The 21,425-nt window shown below is 71.4% G+C and carries 25 protein-coding genes; 6 read left to right on the top strand and 19 right to left on the bottom strand.

Annotated features, from left to right (window positions below; genetic code table 11):
- From ACZ4WZ_RS32525 to ACZ4WZ_RS32485, 9 genes are all read right to left on the bottom strand, one after another.
- Nucleotides 1-185 (bottom strand): SRPBCC family protein (locus tag ACZ4WZ_RS32525; RefSeq protein ID WP_467896534.1); only part of this gene is annotated, 185 nt, incomplete at its 3' end.
- A gap of 140 nt (nt 186-325) precedes the next feature.
- Complete coding sequence (locus ACZ4WZ_RS32520) at nt 326-595, bottom strand: acyl carrier protein (protein WP_388945583.1); 270 nt, start codon at nt 593-595, stop codon at nt 326-328.
- 108 nt (nt 596-703) lie between these two features.
- Nucleotides 704-1,924, bottom strand: a complete 1,221-nt coding sequence (locus ACZ4WZ_RS32515) for a ketosynthase chain-length factor (RefSeq protein ID WP_467896530.1) — start codon at nt 1,922-1,924, stop codon at nt 704-706.
- Entirely contained in the window at nt 1,921-3,189 is a 1,269-nt protein-coding gene (locus ACZ4WZ_RS32510; RefSeq protein WP_467896528.1) for a beta-ketoacyl-[acyl-carrier-protein] synthase family protein, read from the bottom strand. The genes ACZ4WZ_RS32515 and ACZ4WZ_RS32510 overlap by 4 nt, the downstream gene beginning before the upstream one ends.
- A gap of 37 nt (nt 3,190-3,226) precedes the next feature.
- The gene (locus ACZ4WZ_RS32505; RefSeq protein WP_388945592.1) at nt 3,227-3,559 is read right to left on the bottom strand and encodes a TcmI family type II polyketide cyclase; all 333 of its coding nucleotides are present in this window, start codon (nt 3,557-3,559) and stop codon (nt 3,227-3,229) included.
- Nucleotides 3,560-3,605: 46 nt separating this feature from the next.
- Entirely contained in the window at nt 3,606-4,253 is a 648-nt protein-coding gene (locus tag ACZ4WZ_RS32500; protein WP_467896527.1) for a TetR/AcrR family transcriptional regulator C-terminal domain-containing protein, read from the bottom strand.
- 87 nt (nt 4,254-4,340) lie between these two features.
- Nucleotides 4,341-5,813, bottom strand: a complete 1,473-nt coding sequence (locus ACZ4WZ_RS32495; RefSeq protein ID WP_467896525.1) for an FAD-dependent monooxygenase — start codon at nt 5,811-5,813, stop codon at nt 4,341-4,343.
- A 236-nt stretch (nt 5,814-6,049) separates the two neighbouring features.
- Nucleotides 6,050-6,895, bottom strand: coding sequence for a hypothetical protein (locus ACZ4WZ_RS32490; protein ID WP_467896523.1), 846 nt, complete (start codon nt 6,893-6,895; stop codon nt 6,050-6,052).
- 63 nt (nt 6,896-6,958) lie between these two features.
- Complete coding sequence (locus tag ACZ4WZ_RS32485) at nt 6,959-7,597, bottom strand: response regulator transcription factor (protein WP_467896521.1); 639 nt, start codon at nt 7,595-7,597, stop codon at nt 6,959-6,961.
- 368 nt (nt 7,598-7,965) lie between these two features.
- Here ACZ4WZ_RS32485 and ACZ4WZ_RS32480 point away from each other — a divergent pair, with 368 nt between their 5' ends.
- Nucleotides 7,966-8,580 carry a ScbR family autoregulator-binding transcription factor gene (locus ACZ4WZ_RS32480; RefSeq protein ID WP_388945607.1) on the top strand — a complete coding sequence of 205 codons (615 nt, stop codon included), beginning with the start codon at nt 7,966-7,968 and terminating at the stop codon, nt 8,578-8,580.
- A gap of 93 nt (nt 8,581-8,673) precedes the next feature.
- Here ACZ4WZ_RS32480 and ACZ4WZ_RS32475 read toward each other — a convergent pair whose 3' ends face one another.
- From ACZ4WZ_RS32475 to ACZ4WZ_RS32460, 4 genes are all read right to left on the bottom strand, one after another.
- Complete coding sequence (locus ACZ4WZ_RS32475) at nt 8,674-9,639, bottom strand: SRPBCC family protein (RefSeq protein ID WP_467896519.1); 966 nt, start codon at nt 9,637-9,639, stop codon at nt 8,674-8,676.
- A gap of 74 nt (nt 9,640-9,713) precedes the next feature.
- A complete protein-coding gene (locus ACZ4WZ_RS32470; protein ID WP_388945614.1) occupies nt 9,714-9,986 on the bottom strand; it encodes an actinorhodin polyketide synthase in 273 nt (90 codons plus the stop codon).
- A gap of 250 nt (nt 9,987-10,236) precedes the next feature.
- Entirely contained in the window at nt 10,237-11,058 is an 822-nt protein-coding gene (locus tag ACZ4WZ_RS32465) for an AfsR/SARP family transcriptional regulator (protein ID WP_362457485.1), read from the bottom strand.
- Nucleotides 11,059-11,373: 315 nt separating this feature from the next.
- Nucleotides 11,374-12,195 carry an AfsR/SARP family transcriptional regulator gene (locus ACZ4WZ_RS32460; protein WP_467896532.1) on the bottom strand — a complete coding sequence of 274 codons (822 nt, stop codon included), beginning with the start codon at nt 12,193-12,195 and terminating at the stop codon, nt 11,374-11,376.
- A 1,189-nt stretch (nt 12,196-13,384) separates the two neighbouring features.
- Here ACZ4WZ_RS32460 and ACZ4WZ_RS32455 point away from each other — a divergent pair.
- Nucleotides 13,385-14,383, top strand: coding sequence for a ScbA/BarX family gamma-butyrolactone biosynthesis protein (locus tag ACZ4WZ_RS32455; protein ID WP_467896516.1), 999 nt, complete (start codon nt 13,385-13,387; stop codon nt 14,381-14,383).
- Nucleotides 14,384-14,397: 14 nt separating this feature from the next.
- On the opposite strand, the gene ACZ4WZ_RS32450 is transcribed toward ACZ4WZ_RS32455, so the two are convergent.
- Nucleotides 14,398-15,246: an NAD(P)H-binding protein gene (locus ACZ4WZ_RS32450; RefSeq protein WP_467896515.1), complete on the bottom strand. Its 849-nt coding sequence runs from the start codon at nt 15,244-15,246 to the stop codon at nt 14,398-14,400.
- A 138-nt stretch (nt 15,247-15,384) separates the two neighbouring features.
- On the opposite strand from ACZ4WZ_RS32450, the gene ACZ4WZ_RS32445 reads away from it, so the two are divergent.
- Both ACZ4WZ_RS32445 and ACZ4WZ_RS32440 read left to right on the top strand, forming a co-directional pair.
- Nucleotides 15,385-16,053: a ScbR family autoregulator-binding transcription factor gene (locus ACZ4WZ_RS32445; protein ID WP_467896513.1), complete on the top strand. Its 669-nt coding sequence runs from the start codon at nt 15,385-15,387 to the stop codon at nt 16,051-16,053.
- Between the two features lie 217 nt (nt 16,054-16,270).
- Nucleotides 16,271-16,744 carry a GNAT family N-acetyltransferase gene (locus ACZ4WZ_RS32440; RefSeq protein ID WP_467896511.1) on the top strand — a complete coding sequence of 158 codons (474 nt, stop codon included), beginning with the start codon at nt 16,271-16,273 and terminating at the stop codon, nt 16,742-16,744.
- Nucleotides 16,745-16,772: 28 nt separating this feature from the next.
- On the opposite strand, the gene ACZ4WZ_RS32435 is transcribed toward ACZ4WZ_RS32440, so the two are convergent.
- Nucleotides 16,773-16,979 carry a DUF4287 domain-containing protein gene (locus ACZ4WZ_RS32435; RefSeq protein WP_467896509.1) on the bottom strand — a complete coding sequence of 69 codons (207 nt, stop codon included), beginning with the start codon at nt 16,977-16,979 and terminating at the stop codon, nt 16,773-16,775.
- A gap of 64 nt (nt 16,980-17,043) precedes the next feature.
- Nucleotides 17,044-17,592 (bottom strand): dihydrofolate reductase family protein, encoded by a 549-nt coding sequence (locus ACZ4WZ_RS32430; protein WP_467896508.1) that lies wholly within the window; start codon nt 17,590-17,592, stop codon nt 17,044-17,046.
- A 252-nt stretch (nt 17,593-17,844) separates the two neighbouring features.
- On the opposite strand from ACZ4WZ_RS32430, the gene ACZ4WZ_RS32425 reads away from it, so the two are divergent.
- On the top strand, nt 17,845-18,357 hold the full coding sequence (locus tag ACZ4WZ_RS32425; protein WP_467896506.1) for an FBP domain-containing protein: 513 nt from the start codon (nt 17,845-17,847) through the stop codon (nt 18,355-18,357).
- Nucleotides 18,358-18,460: 103 nt separating this feature from the next.
- Nucleotides 18,461-19,006: a flavoprotein gene (locus ACZ4WZ_RS32420; protein WP_467896504.1), complete on the top strand. Its 546-nt coding sequence runs from the start codon at nt 18,461-18,463 to the stop codon at nt 19,004-19,006.
- Between the two features lie 9 nt (nt 19,007-19,015).
- On the opposite strand, the gene ACZ4WZ_RS32415 is transcribed toward ACZ4WZ_RS32420, so the two are convergent.
- From ACZ4WZ_RS32415 to ACZ4WZ_RS32405, 3 genes are all read right to left on the bottom strand, one after another.
- A complete protein-coding gene (locus tag ACZ4WZ_RS32415) occupies nt 19,016-19,249 on the bottom strand; it encodes a mycothiol transferase (RefSeq protein ID WP_467896503.1) in 234 nt (77 codons plus the stop codon).
- Nucleotides 19,246-20,454 carry an epoxide hydrolase family protein gene (locus ACZ4WZ_RS32410; RefSeq protein WP_467896501.1) on the bottom strand — a complete coding sequence of 403 codons (1,209 nt, stop codon included), beginning with the start codon at nt 20,452-20,454 and terminating at the stop codon, nt 19,246-19,248. The genes ACZ4WZ_RS32415 and ACZ4WZ_RS32410 overlap by 4 nt, the downstream gene beginning before the upstream one ends.
- An 84-nt stretch (nt 20,455-20,538) precedes the next feature.
- Entirely contained in the window at nt 20,539-21,360 is an 822-nt protein-coding gene (locus tag ACZ4WZ_RS32405) for an AfsR/SARP family transcriptional regulator (RefSeq protein ID WP_467896499.1), read from the bottom strand.
- Between the last annotated feature and the right edge of the window lie 65 nt (nt 21,361-21,425).

Here is a 21,425-nt window from a genome sequence, read left to right as displayed (position 1 = left end):
CCGTTCGCGGTCGCCCAGATACGGATGCGCTCCTCGCCCTCACCCTGCGCGACCCGGTCCACATAGATGGTCGGCGGGAAGATCCGGGGCCAGTTCCCCACCTCGGCGATCAGACGGTACACAGCGGCGGCCGGAGCCGAGACCGTGATCTCGTGCTCCACCTCCCGCAGACCGGACTGCGACATGCTCATGACTCCTTCAGACTCGGGACGAACCGTTCGGCGACGAACGGAACCCCAGGACGAACCCTGTGTGCCGGCCGTGGGCACCGTGCCGACGGGGCGGCCGCCGTACCAGGGGGCGGCCGCCCGGCGTCGCGGAAGGCCTAGGCGTCGACGAGGGCGCGCAGGCTCAGGTTGATGGCCTCGACCAGGGACCGCGGCGTGGTGTTGTCGACGAACACGTCGTCGTCGAGCGTGATGCCGAACTCGCGCTCGATGCGGCCGCCGGTCTCGAGCAGCGCCAGCGACTCGTAGCCCAGCGTCTCGAACTCGATGTCGAGGATGTCGCCGTCGAGGTCGACTCCCTCGTCGGCGCCGGCACCCTCGAGGAGGATGCGCTTGAGGTCGTCAAAGGTGAATTCCTGCTTGGACACGATGGATCCCTTCATTGGTCTTCCGCATCCGGGGGATTTCGGCTGCGGGGCACAAAGGACGCCGCCTCCGTCAGGGGGACGGTGGCGTACGCCGGCTGGGGGGCGCCGTCAGTCGACGGCGCGCACCACGGCCGCGGCGTTGAAGCCGCCGCGGCCGCGGGCGAGGACGAGGGCGGTACGGACCGAGGCCGTCCGGGGCCGCGCGGCCACCAGGTCGAGGTCGTACGCCGGGGACAGCTCTACGTTGACGGTCGGCGGGATCAGGCCCTCCCGCATGGAGAGGACCGCCGAGACCACGTCGATCGGTGCCGCGCCCGCGTTGATCCGTCCGGTCATGGTCTTGGGTGCGGTGACCGGCACCCCGCGGGGGCCGAAGACCGCGGAAATGGCCTCGGCCTCCTCACGGTCGAGCCTCGGGACGCCGGCGGCGTCGGCGAAGACCACGTCGACCTCGGCCGGGTGGCAGGACGCGTCGGTGAGCGCCGCGTCGATGGCCCGGCGCAGGCCGGGTTCCCGGTCGCTGCCCGGCCTGGGGTCGAGCGTGGCTCCGTATCCCGCGAACTCGGCGTAGACGTTGCGCGCGCCTCGGGCGCGGGCGCTGTCCTCGTCCTCCAGGAGGATCAGGGCGCCGCCCTCTCCCGGCACGTAGCCGGCCGCCGCCTCGTCGAAGGGCAGGTAGGCGCGCTCGGGTTCGTCGCTGGTGGACAGCTGGCCGCCCGCGAGGTGCGCCGCCCAGCCCAGGGAGCAGATCGAGGCGTCGAAACCGCCGGTGGCGATCAGCCTGCTGCTGCCCTTGCGGAGCTGGCGCCGGGCGTGGGCCAGCGCGTCCAGTCCGCCCGCCTGGTCTCCGACGAGGACGCCGGTGGGCCCGCGCAGGTCGTTGCGGACCGAGATCTGCCCGCTGTTGACGGCGTAGAACCAGGCGAAGGACTGGTACGCGCTGACGTGCCTGGGGCCCTGGTTCCACAGGTTCCGGAGCTCGTTCTCGCCGAACTCGAGCCCCCCGGAGCCGGCCGCGGTGACCACGCCCATGTCGCACGGGTGGATGTCGCCCGGCGCGAGACCGGCATCGGCGAAGGCGCAGTCGGCGGCGACGAGGGCGAGCTGGGTCACCCGGTCGGTCTGCGGTACGAGCCTGCCGGGCAGGTGGTCCTTGGCCTCGAAGCCGTGGATCTCCCCGGCCAGGCGCGCGGGGTAGGAAGAGGTGTCGAACCGGGTCACGGGCCCGATGGCGCTCTTGCCGATGCGGGTCGCCGCCCAGAAGTCCTCCACCCCGAGCCCGCTGGGGGCGGCCACTCCGATGCCGGTGACCAGGGTCCTGGTGCTCATGCGGTCCTCCTGTCGGGACGGGCCAGCACCATCGCGCTCTGGAAGCCGCCGAATCCGCTGCCGACGGTCAGGACGGCATCGGTGCGGTGGTCCCGCGCCACGAGGGGAACGTAGTCGAGGTCGCACTCCGGATCCCGGGTCCGCAGGTTGGCGGTGGGCGGCACCACGTGGTGCTCCATCGCCAGGAGGGACGCGGCGATCTCCATGGAGCCGACGGAGCCCAGCGAGTGCCCGATCATCGACTTGATCGAGCTCACCGGCGTGCCGTAGGCGTGCGGGCCGAGGGCCAGCTTGTACGCGGCCGTTTCGTGGCGGTCGTTCTGCTTGGTGCCGGAGCCGTGCGCGTTGACGTAGTCGATGTCGCCCGGGTTCAGCCGTGCCTCGTCCAGTGCCACGGTGATGGCCTCGGCCATCTCCCGGCCGTCGGGGCGCAGTCCCGTCATGTGGAAGGCGCTGGAGCGGGAGGCGTAGCCGGCGACCTCCGCGTAGACGTGCGCGCCGCGGTCGCGGGCGCTTTCGAGTTCCTCCAGGACGAAGACCGCGGCGCCCTCGCCGAGGACGAAACCCTTGCGGGAGGCGTCGAAGGGCCTCGAGGCCTTCTCCGGCTCGTCGTTGAGGGTGGTCGTCGCCTTGATCGCGTCGAAGGACGCCAGGATGAAGGGCGTGATCGGGGCGTCGGCGGCGCCGGTGACCATGATGTCGGCGCTGCCCTCGCGGATCAGGTCGACGGCGTGCGCGACCGAGTCGATCCCGGAGGTGCAGCCGGTGGAGACCACCGTGGACGGTCCCTCCGCGCCGACGGCCCAGGCCACCTCGGCGGCGAAGGAGCTGGGCACCAGGTGGTCGTACAGATGAGGGGGCGCGTCCTTGTGGTCGACCGCGTCCAGCCGGCCGCGGTCGCTGGCCGCGCGGTACGCGCTGTCGAGGCTGCCGACGGCTCCCATGCCGGTGCCGAAGCTGACACCGATGCGGTACGGGTCCAGCCCCGCGAAGTCGAGGCCGCTGTCGGCCGCCGCCTCCCGGGCCGCCACCACGGCGAACTGGGCGGCGCGGTCCATGCGCCGGACCTCCTGCGCGGTCAGCCCGTGCAGTCCGGGGTCGAAGTCGGCCTCGGCCGCCACCTTGGACCGGAAGGGGGACGGATCGAAGAGGGTGATCCCCCGTGTCGCCGTACGCCCCGAACTCAGCAGGTTCCAGAAGTCCCGGGTGCCGATGCCTCCCGGCGACAGCACTCCGAGTCCTGTGATCACTACCCGGCGAACCACCGGTGCGGCCCTCCTCTCGTATCGGCCCGGACGGATGTCACTCGGACGCCGTCCAGTCGTAGAAGCGGGTGGCCATGGCGTCGGCCGGGCTGCGCCAGGTGGCGGGGTCGTACGGCTGGATGAAGGGCAGCAGGTCGTGGCTGATCTTCATGAAGCGCGGGTCGGTACGGGATTCCTGGATGCGCTCGCCGCCGTCGTCCTCGGCGAAGTCCTGGAGGTGGAAGTAGAGCCCCTTGTACATGAACAGGCGGCGGCGGAGGGTGCCCATCCGCGCGGGCATGTCGGTCTTGTCGAACTCGGAGAACAGCTTCGCGACTTGGTCGCTCGACATGCTGTCCATCCGGGCCACGATGAGGTTGCTGTGCTGCATTCGGTGTCTCTCTTCCGTGAGCCGGGGGCTGGGTCTGGGGGCTGGTTCAGGGGTGGTAGAGGCGGATGAAGTCCGCCACTCCGTCGGCGATGAGGGCGTCCGCCTCGTCCTCGGGCACGGGCAGCGCCCCGAGGAAGGAGCGCTGGACGACACCGGAGGGAACCAGCAGGATGAAACGTTCCGCCGCCTGGTCGGCGTCGGAGATGTCGAGGAGGCCCTGGTCGGCGAGGTGCCGGAGCCGGCGGGCCAGTGCGCCGCGGGCCCGCCGGGGACCGGTGGCCTGCCACTTCTGGACGGCCTCGGCCGGGAGACGGGTGACCTCGGCGCTGATGTGACGGACGATCGCGAAGTGCTCGCGGAAGGCCTCCAGCGGCGCCAGCCACGCCCGGCCGAGCGCGATGAGGTCCTGTTCCAGGTCGGTGATCTCCGCGAGGTGGCTCTCGGCGACGGCCTCGAGGGCCGCGGCGACGGAGGCGGAGCTGTCCAGCAGCACGCTCAGCAGCAGCAGCTTCTGGTCCGGGAAGTGCCGCTCCACGGACTCCGGTGGTACGCCCGCCTCCTGCGCCGTCGCTTCGGAGGTGCAGCGCGTCCAGCCCTCACGGGCCAGCACCGTACGGGCGGCGCGGACGATGCCGCGGCGTTCCTCGGAAGCTCCGGGCGCAGCGCGTTCGATCGCTGCGGTGGGCGTTGCCATGGGGTGGTTCCTCCTCGTGACGTACTCGTCCGGCCGCCCGGGTGTGGCGGCCGCCCGGGAGTGCCGGTCGTCGGGGCGCGCCGGTGGTCAGGGCGTGCCGAACCAGCGCTCCAGCGCCATCGGCAGGTCGTGGTGGCTGCCGGGCGCGGCCCAGGCCACGTACCCGTCGGGCCGGATCAGCAGGGCGGTGGTGTCGTGCGGTCCGCCGCCGCCGGCCGGTGTCTCGCGCGGCCGGGCGGTGACGGTGTCGACCCGCTCCGCCCAGGCCGCGGCGCGCTGGCGCAGCCGGGGGTTGTCCGCCAGGTCGAGGAGCACCCCGCGGGCGGGGCGCAGCAGTTCGGTGCTGGAGGTCGGGCGGCCGTCGGCGCCGGTCAGCTCCAGGCGGGGCATGCGGCGGCCGAGCAGCGGGTGGCTGCCCCTTCCGACGTCGTAGGTGATCTCCAGTCCGGTGACCATGGCGGCGAGGTGGCGGGCCACGTCCTCGTACGCCATGAGTTCCCGGAGGGAGTCGCGCAGCGGCTGTACCTCCGCGCCGCTCAGGAACAGCAGCCCCTGGGCCCGGGTGTTCATCAGCAGGCGCCGCCCGACGGGGTGGCGTTCGCCGTGGTAGGTGTCGAGCAGGCTCAGCGGGGCACGGCCGAGCACGACCGAGGCGAGCTTCCAGCCGAGGTTGACGGCGTCCTGGATGCCGGTGTTCATGCCCTGGCCGCCGGCGGGCAGGTGGATGTGCGCGGCGTCGCCGGCGAGCAGCACCCGGCCGCGCCGGTACTCGGTGACCTGGCGTGCCGCGTCGCCGAAGGCGCTCACCCACACCGGTTCGGCGGCCGAGATGTCCTCGCCGGTCAGCCGCTGCCAGGCGGCCGCGACCTCCTCGAAGGACGGCGGGCTCTCGCGGCGGCGCGGCGGGGTGCCGCGTTCGCAGACGACGATGCGGGTGGTGCCGCCGGGCAGCGGGCCCACCATCACCATGCCGCCGGGCAGGGTCTCGCCGATCATGCGGGGCTTGAGCTCGATGCCCTTGATGTCGGCGAGGAACATCTCCATGGTGGCCGCCGTGCCGGGGAAGTCGAAGCCGACCGCCTTGCGCACGGTGCTGCGGCCGCCGTCACAGCCCACGAGCCAGCCGGCGCGCAGGGTGTGCGTGCCGTCCGGACCGCGGACCTCGACGTCGACGCCCTCGCCGTCGTCGCGTACGGAGAGCACCTCGTGGCCGCGCCGGATGTCGGCGCCCAGTGAGGTGGCCCATTCCTCCAGGTGCGTCTCGGTGACGGACTGCGGCACGGTCTTGGCGGCCTGGCAGGCGTCGTCGAGCACGCCGAAGTCCAGCGGGATCCCGCCGAAGTGGCCCTGCGTGCTCCGTTCGATCTCGCCGAAGCGGGCGAGCAGGCCGCGCTGGTCGAAGGTCTCCAGCGTGCGGGTGGTGAAGCCGAGGCCGCGGGATTCGCCTGTACGCCGTTCAAGGCGTTCCAGGACGACGACGGCGACTCCCGCCAGCCGCAGCTCGCCGGCGAGCATCATGCCCGCGGGGCCCGCGCCGACGACGATCACTGGGGCGTCCATCACGTCTCCTTGAATTCAACCTCCGGAGACAGTGCACCGGATCTTGACTACAAGGTTCTTCGGACGCGAGCGGCCGTTCAATGGCGCTGGATTCAGGAGTAGGTCAGGTTCCACAAGGGCCGGTCCGCTGTGTCGGGGGGCGGCCAAGGAAACGTCAAGCAGCGGTCAGACGGCTGGATCCGGGTCCTACCGGATGCCGTGCTGACCGCTGCGGAAGATCAGGCGGGGCGGGTGGTTCAGGTGCGCGCCGCCCGCCGGGTGAAGCAGGCGCGGACGTCGCCCTCGTTGTAGTACGTACGGCCGGCGCGGTTGCGCCTGCGCCAGCGCTCCTCGCTCGCCAGCCGGTAGACGGTGCCCGTCGGGGTGTGCCACAGCCGAGCGATGTCGGCGGCGGTCAGCCAGCGTTCGGTGGCGGCCGCCGGGGCGGCGCCGGGCTCCCGGGCGGAGTCCATGGAGCGGCTGAGCTCGCTCCACTGGTCGCTGGTCCAGCGGTGGGCCGGGTCGGCGTCGCACACGATCGCCTCTCCGGCCGCGGGCGCACCGGCGCGTACGGCCAGCGCCAGGGCGCCGGAGCAGCCGGACTCGGGGCATCCGCCGAGGCGGATGCTGCGGGCGGGGTCCGGGAAGGCCGCGCGGCGTCCGGCCCGGACCAGCCGGGCGATCTCCTTCGTGGCCTCGGCGGCCGCGGAGTGGGCGGCGAGCCAGTCGGCGTTGCGCAGCAGGAAGGCGGTGAGCGCGGCGACGGTCCGGGGCGGTGCGGTGAACCCGCGCTGCTGCGCGACCAGCCCGCTCCACGATCCCAGGACGGAGACCATGCGGGCCCGCACGTCGGCCGCGGCACCGTTGAAGGGCAGCCCGGGCAGGAATCCGCCGGTGGTCCGCTCGCGCAGGCTGCCGGGGGCCGCGCCGCCGAGCATCCGCCCGCACTCCTCGTAGAGGTGGGTCAGTTCGGCGAGGCCGGCGGTGAGGTGCTCGCGGCACGAACGGCACAGCAGGCTGCCGTCGGCCGTCCGCCTGCGGGGCCGTCCGCCGGCGTGCCCGCTGCGGCAGCCCTCCCCCTGGCACAGCGACGTCGCGGTCATGGTCGTCCCCCTCAGCTGGTATCGGTGGTCGGCGGTCCTCCCGCGGTATCCCGCGGGGCCGGCTCAGGCTGCCTGGCCGAACCGGAAACCGACGCCCCGGATCGTGATGATCCAGCCGGCGCCGATCTTGTTGCGGAGCGTGCTCACGTGCGTGTCCACCGTCCGGCGGGACCAGGAGTCGCCCCAGACCTGCTGCATCAGCATCTTGCGCGGGATGACGGTGTCGGGATGGGACGCGAGGAGGTAGAGCATGTCGAACTCCTTGCGCGTGGTCTCGACGGGCTCCCCGTTCAGCGTCACCTCGCGCGTTCCCGCGTCGATCCGCAGCGGGCCGCAGGTGATGGTCGCCGCGACGGGCCGGCTCGGGCGCGCCCGGCGCATCACCGCCTCCATCCGCGCCATCAGCTCGCGGAAGCCGTACGGCTTGACCAGGTAGTCGTCCGAGCCCGCCTGGAGGCCCAGGACCCGGTCCAGTTCGCTGCCCCGGGCGGTGACCGCGATCACCGGGATCTCGTGGGCCGCGCGGATGCTCCGGCAGACCTCCAGCCCGTCGAGGTCGGGGAGTTCGAGGTCGAGGAGCACGAGGTCGGCGTCGGCGTAGCCGCGCAGTCCCTCGCTTCCCGTGCCGACGATGTCGACTTCGTGTCCGTGGCGGCGCAGGCCGCGTGCGAGCGTCTCCGCCTCGGCCGTGTTGCTGTCCACGATGAGGATCCGCCACAGGGCCGACTGGGTCGGCGCGTGCTGTGGTGTCCTGAGTCCTTCGGCCGGAACGAACCCCCCGTTCACTCCGGCGGCGGCTGCGTGAGGTTCCAGTACAGCGATGGTCCGCTGGTTCATCTGCCCCCCTCCCCTCAAGCTCGGTTGAGCCAACGTCAGCGAAGATACAAACCGCGTCGCCGGTTTGTCAAAGGCCTCACACGCCCATGAGATACGGGGACGTATAGCCTGAAACCAGCCACGGCGGGGGAGGAATCACCACCAAACCAGCCACCCAGGACCTTCGACCCCCTTCTTTTATACCAACGGCGCGGTTTAATAATGGAAGGAAACTGATACAGGAGCTATGCGTGATGAAACAAGAACGCGCCGTCCGGACCCGTCAAGCACTGATTGAGTCAGCCGCGACCGTGTTCGGACGGCGCGGCTACGCCGAGGCGACGCTGAGCATGATCAGCGTCGGGGCGGGCGTGAGCCCGGGGGCGCTGCACTTCCACTTCGAGAACAAGGCGGCGGTCGCCGAGGCGGTCGAGGCCGCCGGGGCACGGGCCCTGCGCGCGGTCGCCTGCGAGGTCTACGCGCAGCGGACGTCGGCCCTCCAGGCCCTGGCCGACAGCTCGCAGGCCCTCGCCCGGCTGCTCTTGTCCGATGTCGTGGCACGGGCCGGGTTCCGGCTCAACCGGGAGCCGGCGTACTCCCCCGCCTACGCCCTGCCCCGGGAGTGGCACGAGTACGTGCACCGGCTGCTCACGGAGGCCGCGCAGGAGGGCACCCTGCTGCCCGGCCTCAACCTCCGCAACGTGGCGGCGACGGTGGTGGCCGCCACCCTCGGATTCGAGGCTCTGGCACGCGACGACCCGCAGTGGCTCGCCCCGCGCACGCTGGCCGGCTTCTGGCGGGTGGTCATGCCCTGCCTGGCCCTCCCCGCCACACTGCGCCGGCTCGACACCGCGGGTCGCCGGACCTGAGAAGCCCGCCACCCACCACCTCGGCGAAGACGGTGGTGGGTGACGGGCGGGCGTTACGGGTCCCCCGCGGCGCACTCGGGCCGCGAAGGCCCCTCACACGGACCGCAGGGCCCTGACGGTCTCCCCGGCGGACTGCGGCACCGGACCCAGCGTGGCCCTGGCCTCGCGGCCGAGCACCTCGCGCACGGAGCGCCGCGCCCGCGCGAGGTCCGCGCCGGGGCCCAGGACCCGCTCCACGGCCCGCTCGTCCAGCAGCACGTCGTGCCGGCACACCACGGTCACCCCCGCCGCGTCCGGTTCCAGCGACCACTCCCCGGCGTGCGCGGCGAGGAGGGGGTGCGGCCGGGTCCGCTTGAAGACGATGCGCCCGGCCGCCGGGAAGCACACCCGTACCCCCTCCGTGGTGTAGGAGGAGCCGTCCTCGGCCAGGTTCACCAGGCGGGTGCGCTGCACGCCGGGCCGGTCCTCGGTGACCTCGGCCTCGACGACGTGCGCGACGCGGCCCGGCCAGGAGTCCACGCCGTACAGGAACTCGTACACCGGCTCGGCCGGGCCCTCGATCCGTACGGAGTCCTCGAAGGACAGCAGCAGTTCGTCGAGCCGCCGCCAGCTTTCCGCGGCGGTCCGCAGACCGTGCAGCACCGCCCGGCCCCGCTCCTCGGCGGAGGCCAGGACCCGCTCGGCCTCCGCGCCGCGGCTCCCGGAGACGGTGAGGTCCTGCTCCAGGGTCAGCCGCGACCAGCCCGGGGCCAGTTCCGTCACGCTCCAGCTGCCGCCCGCCGCGGCGACGGGGTCATCGGGGCGCTCCTCGCGGAAGGCGATGCGCCACCGGTCGGGGTCCAGGGTCCGCCGCCAGAGCGAACGCCGCAGCTCCCCGTCCACGATCGCCCACTGCATGTACCGGTCGGTGGTGCCGTCGAAGTCCAGCCGCTCGACGTGGACGGCGTCCGGCAGGAACAGCGGCCAGGGGGCGGTGTCGGCCACCAGGGTGTACAGGGCTCCGGCGGGCGCGGCCGCGTCAACCGCGCATGACAACCGGTGCACTCGCTCGACAGACATCAGACACCTCTCTCAACGCTTGACACAGAGCCTGTCTGAGTCGGCCGGAGCCCGCGTGGACTGCCGCTCGAGTCTCAGGCGGCGGCCCGGCTGCCCAGCACTCCGTTGACCAGTTCGAGGAAGAGCCTCGGGGTGTCGGCCATTTCGAGGAGGTCCCCGTCGATGAGGATGTCGAACTTCCGCTCGATCGAGCCGGTGGTCTGCAGGACGGAGAGGAAGTCGTAGCCCAGCTCCATCCAGTACAGGTCCTGGACGTCCTCGCTCAGCTCGACACAGTCCTCCTCGCCGCCCCAGACCCGCAGGATGCGGGCCAGGTCGACGAGTTCCAGCTGATCCGTGGCTTGCATGGTCGCCTCTCTCCTCGTCCGCCGGCGCACCGACGCACACCGGGTCGCCAGGAGCCTGACCGCCCGTACTGGAGAGCCGCTCACGCCCCGGCCGAGCACCGCTCGAAGAACCAGGTCGCGGCCCTGCCACGAACCCGCCGGTGCACCAGGATGGCCCGAGGCGGCCGGTCCGCGACGCGGGCGGCACGGTCGCCCGGTGCACCGGCGCCCGCGCGGGGGGGCGGCGTGCGGTCGCCCGCCCGCACCGCCCCTACGCCGCGTACAGGTCGAAGGTGGAGCTGCGGCGCGGTCCCGCGACCACGTCGAGCGCCGGGTCCACCCGCAGCATCGCCTGGTGCAGGCGCTGGAGCTGCTGCGAGGGCTCGACGCCGAGCTCCCCGATCAGGCGGGCCCGGAGCCTGCGGTAGACGTCGAGGGCGGTGGCCTGCCGGCCGGAGCGGTACAGGGCGACCATGGCCTGCGAGTGCAGGCCCTCGTGCTGCGGGTTGCGGGCCATCAGCTCGGTGAGTTCGGCGAGCAGTTCGGTGTGCCGCCCCAGGCGCAGGTCGACGTCGATGCGCCGCTCGGTGGTCACCAGCCGGCTCTCCGCCAGGCGCAGCACCTCGATCTCCAGGATCGGCCCGACGCGTACGTCGACCAGCGCGGGTCCCTGCCACAGGTCGAGGGCCTTGCGCAGCAGGTCCGCGGCGCGCTCGTCGTCACCGTCGTCGAAGGCGGTCTGGCCGGCGGCCACGAGGGCCTCGTACTCGTGGACGTCCACCGACTCCTGCGGGATCTGGAGCAGGTAGCCGCCGTGCCGGGTGGCGAGCACGTCCTTGGCGGTGCCGGGGGCCCCGGGGCCCATGGCCGTGCCCAGTCTGCGGCGCAGCTGGAGGATGTACGTCTGCAGGGTGGTGAGCGCGCTTTCGGGCAGCTTCGTCCCCCAGATCTCCTCCATGAGGGTCGGTACGGGCATCACCCGGCCCGGGTAGAGCGCGAGAAGCGCCAGGATCTGACGCGGCTTGCCCGCCGTAGGAACGATCGATGCCCCGTTGACCTCGGCACTCAACGGACCCAGAACCTGAATCTTCACGGTCTCCCGTCTCCCCTCCATATTTCGTCGAGATACTCTCGGTTTTCAGTATTCGACCCGATGACGGTAAGGCAGCCCAGGGCAACATCACCGGGCGCTCGAGCCGACGTCGAGCGGACCTCCGAAACAGGCGAACAGACGGCGGATTCGAAAGGCAGGATTCCGATTGGAGACGTAACCCCGTGCTCAGCCCGCTGATGGAGCTGCTCATCTTTGTTCCGATTCCCGTTAACGCAAATTAACTCTCAGGTTCTCCCGCGCTCTTCCTTAAATCCCGGTACACGATTTCACAGGTCGATCATCCCGATACCGGGTTCACCCCACCCGGGCGAGCCGCTTGCGAGCGGTCTCCGGAGATTCGGCGGGGGTCTCGGGCCCGCTCATGAGGATCGACCGCTGGAGACTGCGCAGGGCGGCGGAGGGCTCGATGCCGAGCTCGCGCACCAGCGTGGCGCGCAGCCGCTGGTAGACGCTGAGCGCCTCGCCGCGCCGCCCGGAGCGGTGCAGGGCGAGCATGAACTGCCCGTGCAGGTTCTCGTGGATGCGGTACCGGCTGGCCAGTACGGTCAGTTCCGCGAGCAGCTCCCGGTGCCGGCCGAGCCGCAGGTCGGCCTCTATACGCTGGTCGAGCGCGCACAGCCGGGTCTCCTCCAGGCGCCGCGTCTCCATGTCCAGCTGCACGCCGCCGTCGACGTCCGCGAAGGCCGGTCCCGACCAGAGCGCGAGCGCCTCGCGCAGCAGCCGTGCGGCGTTGGGGAAGTCCCCGGCGTCCATGGCCCGGTAGCCCATCCCGGCCAGCCGGTCGAACTCGCGGACGTCGCTGGTCCCGCCGGCGCTGTTGAGCATGTACCCGCCGGGCAGCGTGACGAGGACGTCCTTGGGGGTGCGCGTCCCGTCCGTCCCCTCCAGCGCGGTGGCGATGAGCCCGCGCAGCTGGAGCACGTACGTCTGGAGCGTCGTACGGGCGCTGCGCGGCGGCTCGGCGCCCCACAGCTCCTCGATCAGCGCGGCCACGGGCACGACCTGGTCGGCGTGGAGCGCGAGCAGCGCCAGCACCTGCCGGGGCTTGGCCGCGGTCGGCGTGATGGAGACCCCGTTCTCCCGCACGGTCAGTGCGCCCAGTACATCGATGTCCACGCCGTACTCCCCTGCTTCGTCCATGGATGAGCCCTCGACTTTCGCTGGAACGAGCAAAAAACAGACGCGCCGGTTTGTCAATACCAAACCGGCTGTACCGTTTTCCGGCCCTCCCCACTCCTCGACTCACCCCCAAAGGGTTCATGACCTGCAGATTTGATGACCACAGGACTACTGGAGAGGCCCTCCAGAGGCCTCGGCAACCGAGAAGATCCAGCCTCAAGGGGCTCTGACAGGCCCAACATATGGCTGAAAACCAACCATAAAGTCCGCTGAAGACGACTTCGGAGCCTTACTGGCGCGAGGGCCGGGATGGTCCGCAGACCTGTCGACCCGCTTGAGTGGGTCGCTGAAGACTCCTTACAAACCGCTTTAGCGGTTTGCTCGCCAACATTCACACTCAGCGAACGGCGGAGCTGGATCGGAGCACGGCTCGAACGCCACTCAAGACAGGACCGAGCGGCTGCGTCCACCTATCGGACACCGGGGACGTTCAGGCCACGCCCGCGCCGCCAGGAGCCCCGGCCGTCGCCCGGCCGGATCGTGGGCGACGGCTCCCCCCGGCCACTGGACCAATGGCCGGTTCCTCCAGGAAGCCGATCCGCTCCGCGCCACGGGGAGCCACGGAAACCCCACCGAGCATTCACCTCGGCAAACCGCGAATACGACCCGCCGCGGAATCACGTCCCGCCCCGTCGGACCGGCAGGCGGACATCGCACGGCCGGCCTCCGCGGCCCGAGGCTCGACGCCGGGCATCGCTGTGGTCTGCGCGAGCCGTCAGGGCGAGCCGTTGGGGCGAGCCGTTGGGGCGAACCCGAGGCCTTCCGCATACCGGCGAAGCGACGCGCCCGGACGGCTGTGATCGACAACCCATCCGACCCGGAGGGCGCAAAGCGAGCCACTGACACAAATCGGCCATACTTCACGCCAAGGACCACGCCGGCCGACGGGCGACCGGCTAAAGGACCACTCACGGCCCGGTTGAGACACTACGGGTCGAGTGGCGGAGATTCGGCGACTGCCGACCGGCGGGGACCTGGGCAAACACTCCAGCGGTAGTTGGCCGGAATGAATTCCTCCGCATATTTACAGCATGAAGGCACTACTTCCTCTGGATAAAAAACCGGTTGGTATATATTTTTCTCGCAGGTCACACCTGTAACTCGCCAGCGCTGTCTAGGGGGAACAATGAGCGCGAGCACGTTTCATGTCGAGCGCACTCCGACCTACGACCCGGCGTTGCGGGCCGCACTCTCGCCACTCGACGAGCGCGGCTACCGCTTCCCGTCGTTCACCGCCACCGTCCCGAAGGAACTGGTGCACCGGGCGTCCGTCGCCGAGGTCTTCCTGACCGATTGGCAGCGCGTCGACGACACCCGCTTCTCGGTCACCGCGCAGTGGCCCCGCAGCCACAGCTTCTTCACCCCGGTCGCTGGGGACCACCACGATCCGCTCATCTGCGTCGAAACGATTCGCCAGATCGGCAGCCTCCTGGGACACGCCGAGTTCGGGGTGCCTTTCGGCCACCAGTACCTGCTGTGGGACCTCAGCATCACCGTCCACCCGGAACACCTCAAGTTGAGGCGGACGCCAGCTTCGTTGGACATCGACGTCACGTGCCCCGAGATCCGGCGACGGGCCGGCAAGCTGAGCGGGCTGACCTACGAGGCGGTCGTCCGCCGCGACGGAAACGTCGTCGCGACGGGGCGGGTCTCCTACACCTGCACCAGCCCGGCGGTGTACGAACGCGTACGGCCCCGGCACACCCTCCAGCCCGACCACCGCCCGCTGCCGCTGACAGCTCCCGCGGCACCGCAGAGCGTGGGACGGCTGTCCCCGACCGACGTGGTCCTGTCGCCCATAGGTGAGCCGAACCGCTGGCAGCTGAGGGTGGACACCCTTCACCCCATCCTCTTCGACCACCCGGCCGACCACGTACCGGGCATGGTGCTCCTGGAGGCCGCCCGACAGGCCGCCGCGGCCGCCCTGGGGCGTTCGTCCTTCCTCCCGCTCCGCATCTCCAGCGACTTCAAGCGGTACGTCGAGCTGGACCTGCCCTGCGTGATCCAGGCCGAGCGCCTGTACGGGGACACGCCCGGGGCCGAGGACTCCGTCCGGGTGACCGGCCACCAGGCTGGGGAGTACGTCTTCAGCGCCACCGTGACGGCTGCCTCCTGCACGAGCTGACCGCGACGCCGGCGTCAGCGCGGTACGAAAGCCGCGAGGTGGTCCCGTGCCCACCCCCTGAACGTTCCCGCCGGCCTCCCGGTCACCTCTCCCACGGTGTCCCGCACTCCGGCCTTGGCCCCGTCGCGCTGCCGCTCGGCACTCTGGAGCAGCGCCTCCACCACCGGCTCCGGATACCGAGTGCTCCACAGGGCGCGGGCCCGGGCCGGATCCAGTTCCTCGAAGCGCAGCGGACGGCCCAGCAACTCCGACAGCTGGGCCGCCTGCGCGGTCGCCGTAAGGGCCTCCGGCCCGGTCAGCGTGTACACACGGCCGGTGTGCCCCGGATCCGTCAACGCCCGCACCGCCACCTCCGCGATATCCCTCGGGTCGACGCAGGAGTTCGCCGACTCCCCGTAGAGGGCCCGTACGACCCCGTCCGCCCGAACGGAGGACCCCCAGGACAGCGTGTTGGACATGAAGGAGCGCGGCCGCAGCAGCGTCCACCCCATCCCGGAGCCGCGCAGGAGATCCTCGTTCCGCCGCTGCCACCGGGTGATCAGGTCGTCGGCCTGTCCGTCCTCGACGGCGGCGGCCGAGATCTTCACCACATGCCGGACGCCGGCCGCCCGTGCTGCCCGCAGGAACCTCGCGTCGTCGTCACGGCCGACACGGCTGGTCACGAGGAACGCACTCTCCACACCCCGCAGCGCCCGGCCCAGGGATCCCCTGTCGTCGTAGTCCCCCTGAACGATTTCAGCCGTTCCCGGGGCACCCGCGACGCGTGCGGGCCGCCGGGCCATGACCCGGACCGTCCGACCGGAGGCAAGGCGTCGCAGCACCTCACCCCCAACGGTGCCGGTGGCACCCGTGACGAGAATCATGGCGGTTTCTCCTCATCTCCCGGCTGGCCGGACGCGTCAGGCTTGGCGCCGGAGTTACCCGCTGTAAGATACGTACGGGACGGACGGTTTGCAGCAAGGCTTCCGACGCTCCGGGATTGGATGGAGAAAGGAGCCAACGTGGTTGAGCAGGTCCAGCAAGTCCGCGCCATCCGCACGCGTCAGGCAATCCTGAGCGCGGCCGCCAAGATCTTCGAGGAGCGGGGTTACCAGGCATCCACGATCTCCGAGATCCTCACCCTCGCGGGGGTGACCAAGGGCGCCCTCTACTTCCATTTCCAGTCGAAGGACGACCTGGCCCAGGGTGTCCTCAACGCGCAGAACCAGAATCTCGTACTTCCGGAACGCGCCGCGAAGCTCCAGGAGATCGTGGACATCGTCATGCTCCACACCTACCGCCTGCAGACAGACCCCATGGTCCGGGCCGGAGTACGGCTGACCATGGACCAGCTGGCCGGCCAGCTCGACCGCAGCGGACCGTTCCGCAACTGGGCCATTCCCGTCCGGGAGCGGCTGGAGAGGGCCCAGGCCCAGGGCGAGCTGCTCCCTCATGTCATTCCGGCCGAGACCGCCGACGTCATCGTGGGCACCTACGCCGGAATCCAGTCCATGTCCCAGGCGCTCACCGACTACGAAGACCTCACGGTCAGGGCCAGCGCCCTGCTGCGCCACCTGATGCCCAGCATCTCGCAGCCCTCTGTCCTCGCCTCCCTGTCCATGGGTGAGGGCCGGGCGGCCGAGGTCTACCACGAGGCCAGGCATCTACAGTCGGGCGACCAGTCGGCATGACCCTCCGGCGGTCGTACGAGGCTCGGAGGGCGTCCCGCAGGGCGCCCTTCCGCGTACCGATCGCGGTACGCGACCGACCGGACTTCCCATCCGCCGCCACCGGTCCGCTGACCACTGCCGGTTGTGCCCGCAATCCGTCCCCTCCCCCTGACCACGAAGACAAAGATACCGCACGTCCCGTTCTTTTCAAGGCTCTGGTACGAACTATGCTCCGCAGATGATCAGTTCATCCCTCCGTCTGGTGACGGTGACCCCGGACAACTTCGAAGCGGTGACCGCCGTCCGCGTCCGCCCCGACCAGGAGCACCTCGTCGAGTCCGTCACGCAGTCCCTCGCCGAGGCCTACGTCCACGGCGCGCCGGCCTGGCCCCGAGCCGTCGTCGACGGCGACGAGGTCGTCGGCTTCGTCATGGCCTTCCTGGACATCGTCTGGAACCCGGCGAAGGACCCGGAGCACCGCCGCTCCGGCATCTGGCGCCTGAACATCGCCGCCGAGCACCAGGGCAAGGGCTACGGCCGCTTCGCCGTGGAGGCCGTCACGGAGGAGATCCGCCGTCGCGGCGGGACCCGGGCGTACGTCACCTGGCACGACGGCGACGACAGTCCGGCACCCTTCTACCTCGGCCTCGGCTTCCGGCCGACCGGCGAGTTCAGCGGCCCCCAGCCCGTCGCCGTCCTCGAACTCGGCTGACCCGGCACCACGGATACGCCAGAGCCTCCTACTTCTCCGCGAGGGTGTGCGCGACCAGCGCGTTGGCGTGGCCGTGGCCCATCCCGTGCTCGGTCTTCAGCCAGGAGACGAGCTCCATGTGCTTCGTCAGCGGGGAGGTCCGGATGAGGTCCTTCCACTCGGCCACCGGACGGCCGTACTTCTTCTCGATCGAAGGGAAGTAGCTGGCGGGGCCCTTCACCGGCTGCTCGCTCATGAGGTGTTGCTCCTTGTTCCTGATGGATAGGGGGACGTGGACGGGGACCGGGGGGAGGGCAGGCTCAGCCGGCCACCGGCGCGTACGCGTGCACCTGCGCCCCGCTGCCGCCGAGCGCGGTGGTCCCCGCCGGCCGCAGGGTCTTCACCGGCGAGTCCTCGCCGAACAGCTTGCGCCCCCCGCCCCGCACCACCGGCAGGGTCCACAGCCGCAGTTCGTCGAGCAGGTCGTGCGCGAGCAGGGCGTTGACGAGCTGTCCGCTGCCGTAGACGAGCAGGTCGCCGCCGTCCTGCTGCTTGAGCGCGGCGACCTCCGTGGCGAGGTCGCCCGTCAGGAAGGTGGCGTTCCACTCCGGGGCGGCGGAGCTGGAGGTCGCGACGTACTTCGGCATCGCGTTCATCCGCAGGGTCCCGGCGTCGGCGCCCTCGGCCCGCGCCGTCCAGGCCGGCGCCATCGCCTCGTACGTCACCCGGCCCAGCAGCAGCGCGTCAGCGGCGGCGAGCTGCTCGCCGGCGAACTTCTCCGCCTCGGCGTTCCAGAACGGCATGGACCAGCTCGGGTCCTCGAAGACGCCGTCGACGGAGATGAAGACGGAAGCGATGACGTTGCGCATGAGGTTCTCCTAGAAATGTGTACGGCGTCCACATCCGGACGCTCCGCAGCGTATCCAGAAAAGTGGACGGTGTCCACATCCCGGTCGGCGGCCCAACTCCCGCTTGCTCAACGGGTAGACCGGCTTTCTCCCGCCGACTCATCGGTGCAGCGGCGGCCAACGCCGAAATCCGCCCCCCAGTCGCCCCGCCCCACCTTCCACCTGCGTAAATGACGTGCGGAGCGCCCCGCACGCCCCGTAGGGTCGACTCCCGTGGAACCGCTCACCGAAAAACAAATCCGCTCATCCTTCGTGAACTGCACCAAGGGTGAGGCGGCACGCCTGCGTCTGCCCCTGGACTTCGCCGCACTGCCCTGGCAGGACCTGGACTTCCTGGGCTGGGTGGACCCGGGCGCCCCGCTGCGGGCGCACCTCGTCGTCCCCCGCCCCGAGGGACCGCTCGGCATCACCCTGCGCGTGCCCGCCGCGACGCGGACGAGCGCGGTGAAGTCCAGCCTGTGCCAGATCTGCCTGACGGGACACGCCTCGTCCGGGGTCACCCTGCTCGCCGCCCCGTTGGCGGGCGCCCGCGGCCGCGAGGGGAACACGGTCGGCACGTACATCTGCGCCGACCTCGCCTGCCCCCTCTACGTGCGCGGCAAGCGGCAGCCGAAGCTGCGCGCCGGGCGCCAGGAGGAGTCGCTGACGGTGGAGGAAGGCCTCGCGCGGATGTGGGCCAACCTGGACGCCTTCACCGCCAGGATCGCCACCGGGGCAGCCGTCTGAACCGGGCCGGGATCCCCTCCCGGCCCGCGTCCAGCGTCACCGCGATGGGAGATGCCCGGCCCTCGAGGAGAGTTGAGGGCCAGGAATGTGATCACATAACCGCATGACGAGGACTCTCTACCTGTTCTGCTCCGCCGCCCCGCCCGTCTTCGACGTGGCCCACGTGATCGAGGACGCCCAGTCGCGCGGCTGGGACGTGTGCCTGGGCCTGACCCCGACGGCGGCGCGGTGGGTGGCGGAAAGCCTCGACGGTCTCGCCGCCCTGACCGGCAACCCGGTGCGCTGGCAGTACAAGCTCCCCGGGGAGCCCGACGTGTGGCCGGCCGCCGACGCCGTCCTCTTCGCCCCCGCCACCTTCAACTCGGTCAACGCCTGGGCCCTCGGCCTCACCGACCGCTTCACCGTCGGGGTGGCCGCCGAGGCCCTCGGCAAGGGCACCCCGGTGGTCGCCATGCCATGTACGAACGCCGCCCTCGCCGCGCACCCCCAGTTCGAGCAGTCGCTGGCCGTCCTGCGCGGCGCCGGCGCCGAACTGCTCTTCGGGGAGGGCGGCTTCCTGCCCGGCCCGGCCGGGCCCGACGTCCCGCCGCACTTCCCCTGGCAGGTCGCCCTCGACGCCGTGGACCGGGCCGGAGCGCTCTCCGCGTAACGCCCGCGGCTACTCCCCGGTGACCCCGTCGATCGCCTCGCGCAGCAGGTCGGCGTGCCCGTTGTGCCGGGCGTACTCCTCGATCATGTGGGCGAGGATGTAGTGCAGCGAGTACGCCCGGCCGCCGAAGTGCCCTCGTACGCCGAGGGACTCGGCGGCCGCCAGGACGGCCCGCGACCGCTCGCAGGCCTCCTCCCCGAACGGGCGGGGTGCGCCGTTCGAGGTCCATCCGCCGATGATCACACCGTCGCGCGGTCCCCGCCGCCGGATCCCCCATGCCGGACGGCCCCGTCCCGGAAGAACGCCCGTACGTCCTCCACCAGCAGCTCCGGCACCTCCATCGCGGGGAAGTGCCCGCCCCTGTCGTACGAGGTCCAGCGCACGATCCGGTCGGTGCGCGCGGCGACGTGGCGCAGCGGGACGAAGTTGTCGCGGGGGAAGTCGGCGAGCGCGGTCGGGGTGTCCGACACCTCCGGCGGCTGCCCGTGGTAGTCCGCGTGGGCCCGCTCGTAGTAGATGCGGGCGGCCGACCCCGCCGTCCCGGTGAGCCAGTACAGCATCACGTTGGTCAGCATCTGGTCCCGGTCGACGGGGGTCCGGGGGTCGCTCCACTCGGCGAACTTCTCCCCGATCCAGGCGAGCAGCCCGACCGGCGAGTCGTTCAGCCCGTACGCGAGGGTCTGCGGCCGGGTCGCCTGGATGTCGGCGTACCCCTGCCGCTCCCGCGCCCACACCCGGTAGCGCTCCCAGGAGGCCAGCGTCCGGTCCCGCTCGGCGGGCTCCAGCGCCGCGAGCTCCGCCTGCGCGGGTTCGCAGGTGGCTCCCGCCCCGGGCAGCAGGTTCAGGTGCACCCCGACGACGTCGCCGGGGCGGATCCTCCCGAGTTCCCGCGAGACGGCGGCGCCCCAGTCACCGCCCTGGACCCCGTACGCGTCGTACCCGAGCCGCTCCATCAGCACTCCGAAGGCCCGCGCGACCCGCTTGAATTCCCAGCCGGTGCCGGTGGTCGGCCCGGAGGGCCCGAAGCCGGGAATGCTCGGCAGCACCAGGTGGAAGGCGTCGGCGGGGTCCCCTCCGTACGCGCGCGGGTCGGTCAGCGGCCCGGCCACCTTCTGGAACTCCACGAAGGACCCCGGCCAGCCGTGCGTCATCAGCAGGGGCAGGGCGTCCGGCTCGGGCGAGCGGACGTGCGCGAAGTGCACGCGCGCCCCGTCGATGACGGTGGTGTACTGCGGCCATTCGTTCAGCCGCGCCTCGGCGGCCCGCCAGTCGTACTCCTCGCGCCAGTACCGCACGAGCTCCCGCATCTCCCCGAGCGGCATCCCGTACGCCCGCCCGACCCCGGCGAGCTCGTCGGGCCACCGCGCCCGCCTCAGCCGCCCGTCGAGGTCGTCCAGTTCCTCCTGCGGCACGTCGAACCGGAACGGCCTGAAACCCGTGTCTTCCATGCGCCCACGATGTCACCCCCGTCCGGGGCGGTGGACCCGGGTGTCATGGCCCGCCCGACCGCTCCGGTCCGGTGTCGGTCGCGGTCAGGCCGCGTAGAGGTCGAAGGTCGATCCCCGCTTGGGGCCGGCCACCACGTCCAGAGCCGGATCCACCGTCAGCATCGCCTGGTGCAGCCGCTGGAGCTGCGGCGCCGGCTCGACGCCCAGCTCGCCGATGAGCCGTCCGCGCAGCCGCCGGTACACGTCCAGGGCCGCGCCCTGCCGCCCCGACCGGTACAGCGCCACCATCAGCTGGGAGTGCAGGCCCTCGTGCTGCGCGTGCCGTGCCGTCAGCTCGGTGAGCTCGGCGAGGAGTTCGGTGTGCCGCCCCAGCCGGAGGTCGACGTCGATCCGCCGCTCCAGGGTGACCAGCCGGCTCTCCTCCAGCCGCATGACCTCGATCGCGAGGACGGGGCCCACCCGTACGTCGACCAGCGCCGGCCCCTCCCACTGCGCGAGACCCGCCCGCAGCAGGGTGGCCGCGCCCTCGTCGTCGCCGCCTTCGAAGGCGGCGAGGCCCCGCGCGACGAGGTCCTCGTACGCGTGGACGTCGACGGACTCCGGCGGCACCTGCAACAGGTACCCGCCGTGCCGCGTCGTGAGGACCTCCTTCGCGGCCCCCGGCCGGCCCGGGCCCATGGCCGTGCCCAGCCTGCGGCGGAGCTGGAGGATGTACGTCTGCAGGGTGGTCAGCGCGCTGTTGGGCAGCTCCTGGCCCCAGATCTCCTCCATGAGGGTGGGCACGGGCATCACCCGGCCGGGATGCAGGGCGAGCAGGGCCAGGATCTGCCGCGGCTTGGCCGCGGTCGGCACGATGGACTCCCCGTCGACCTCGGCCCTCAGCGGTCCCAGAATCTGAATCCTCACGGTTCCCCCTCCGCAGTTCGTCGATTCACCTCGATGACGGGGGTCGCTGTGGCCCTCGTCCCGTA

The sequence above is a fragment of the Streptomyces sp. NPDC029122 genome (assembly GCF_055569445.1).
The sequence above is the reverse complement of the archived record's forward strand: the minus strand, read 5'-3'. Positions and strand labels throughout refer to the sequence as shown.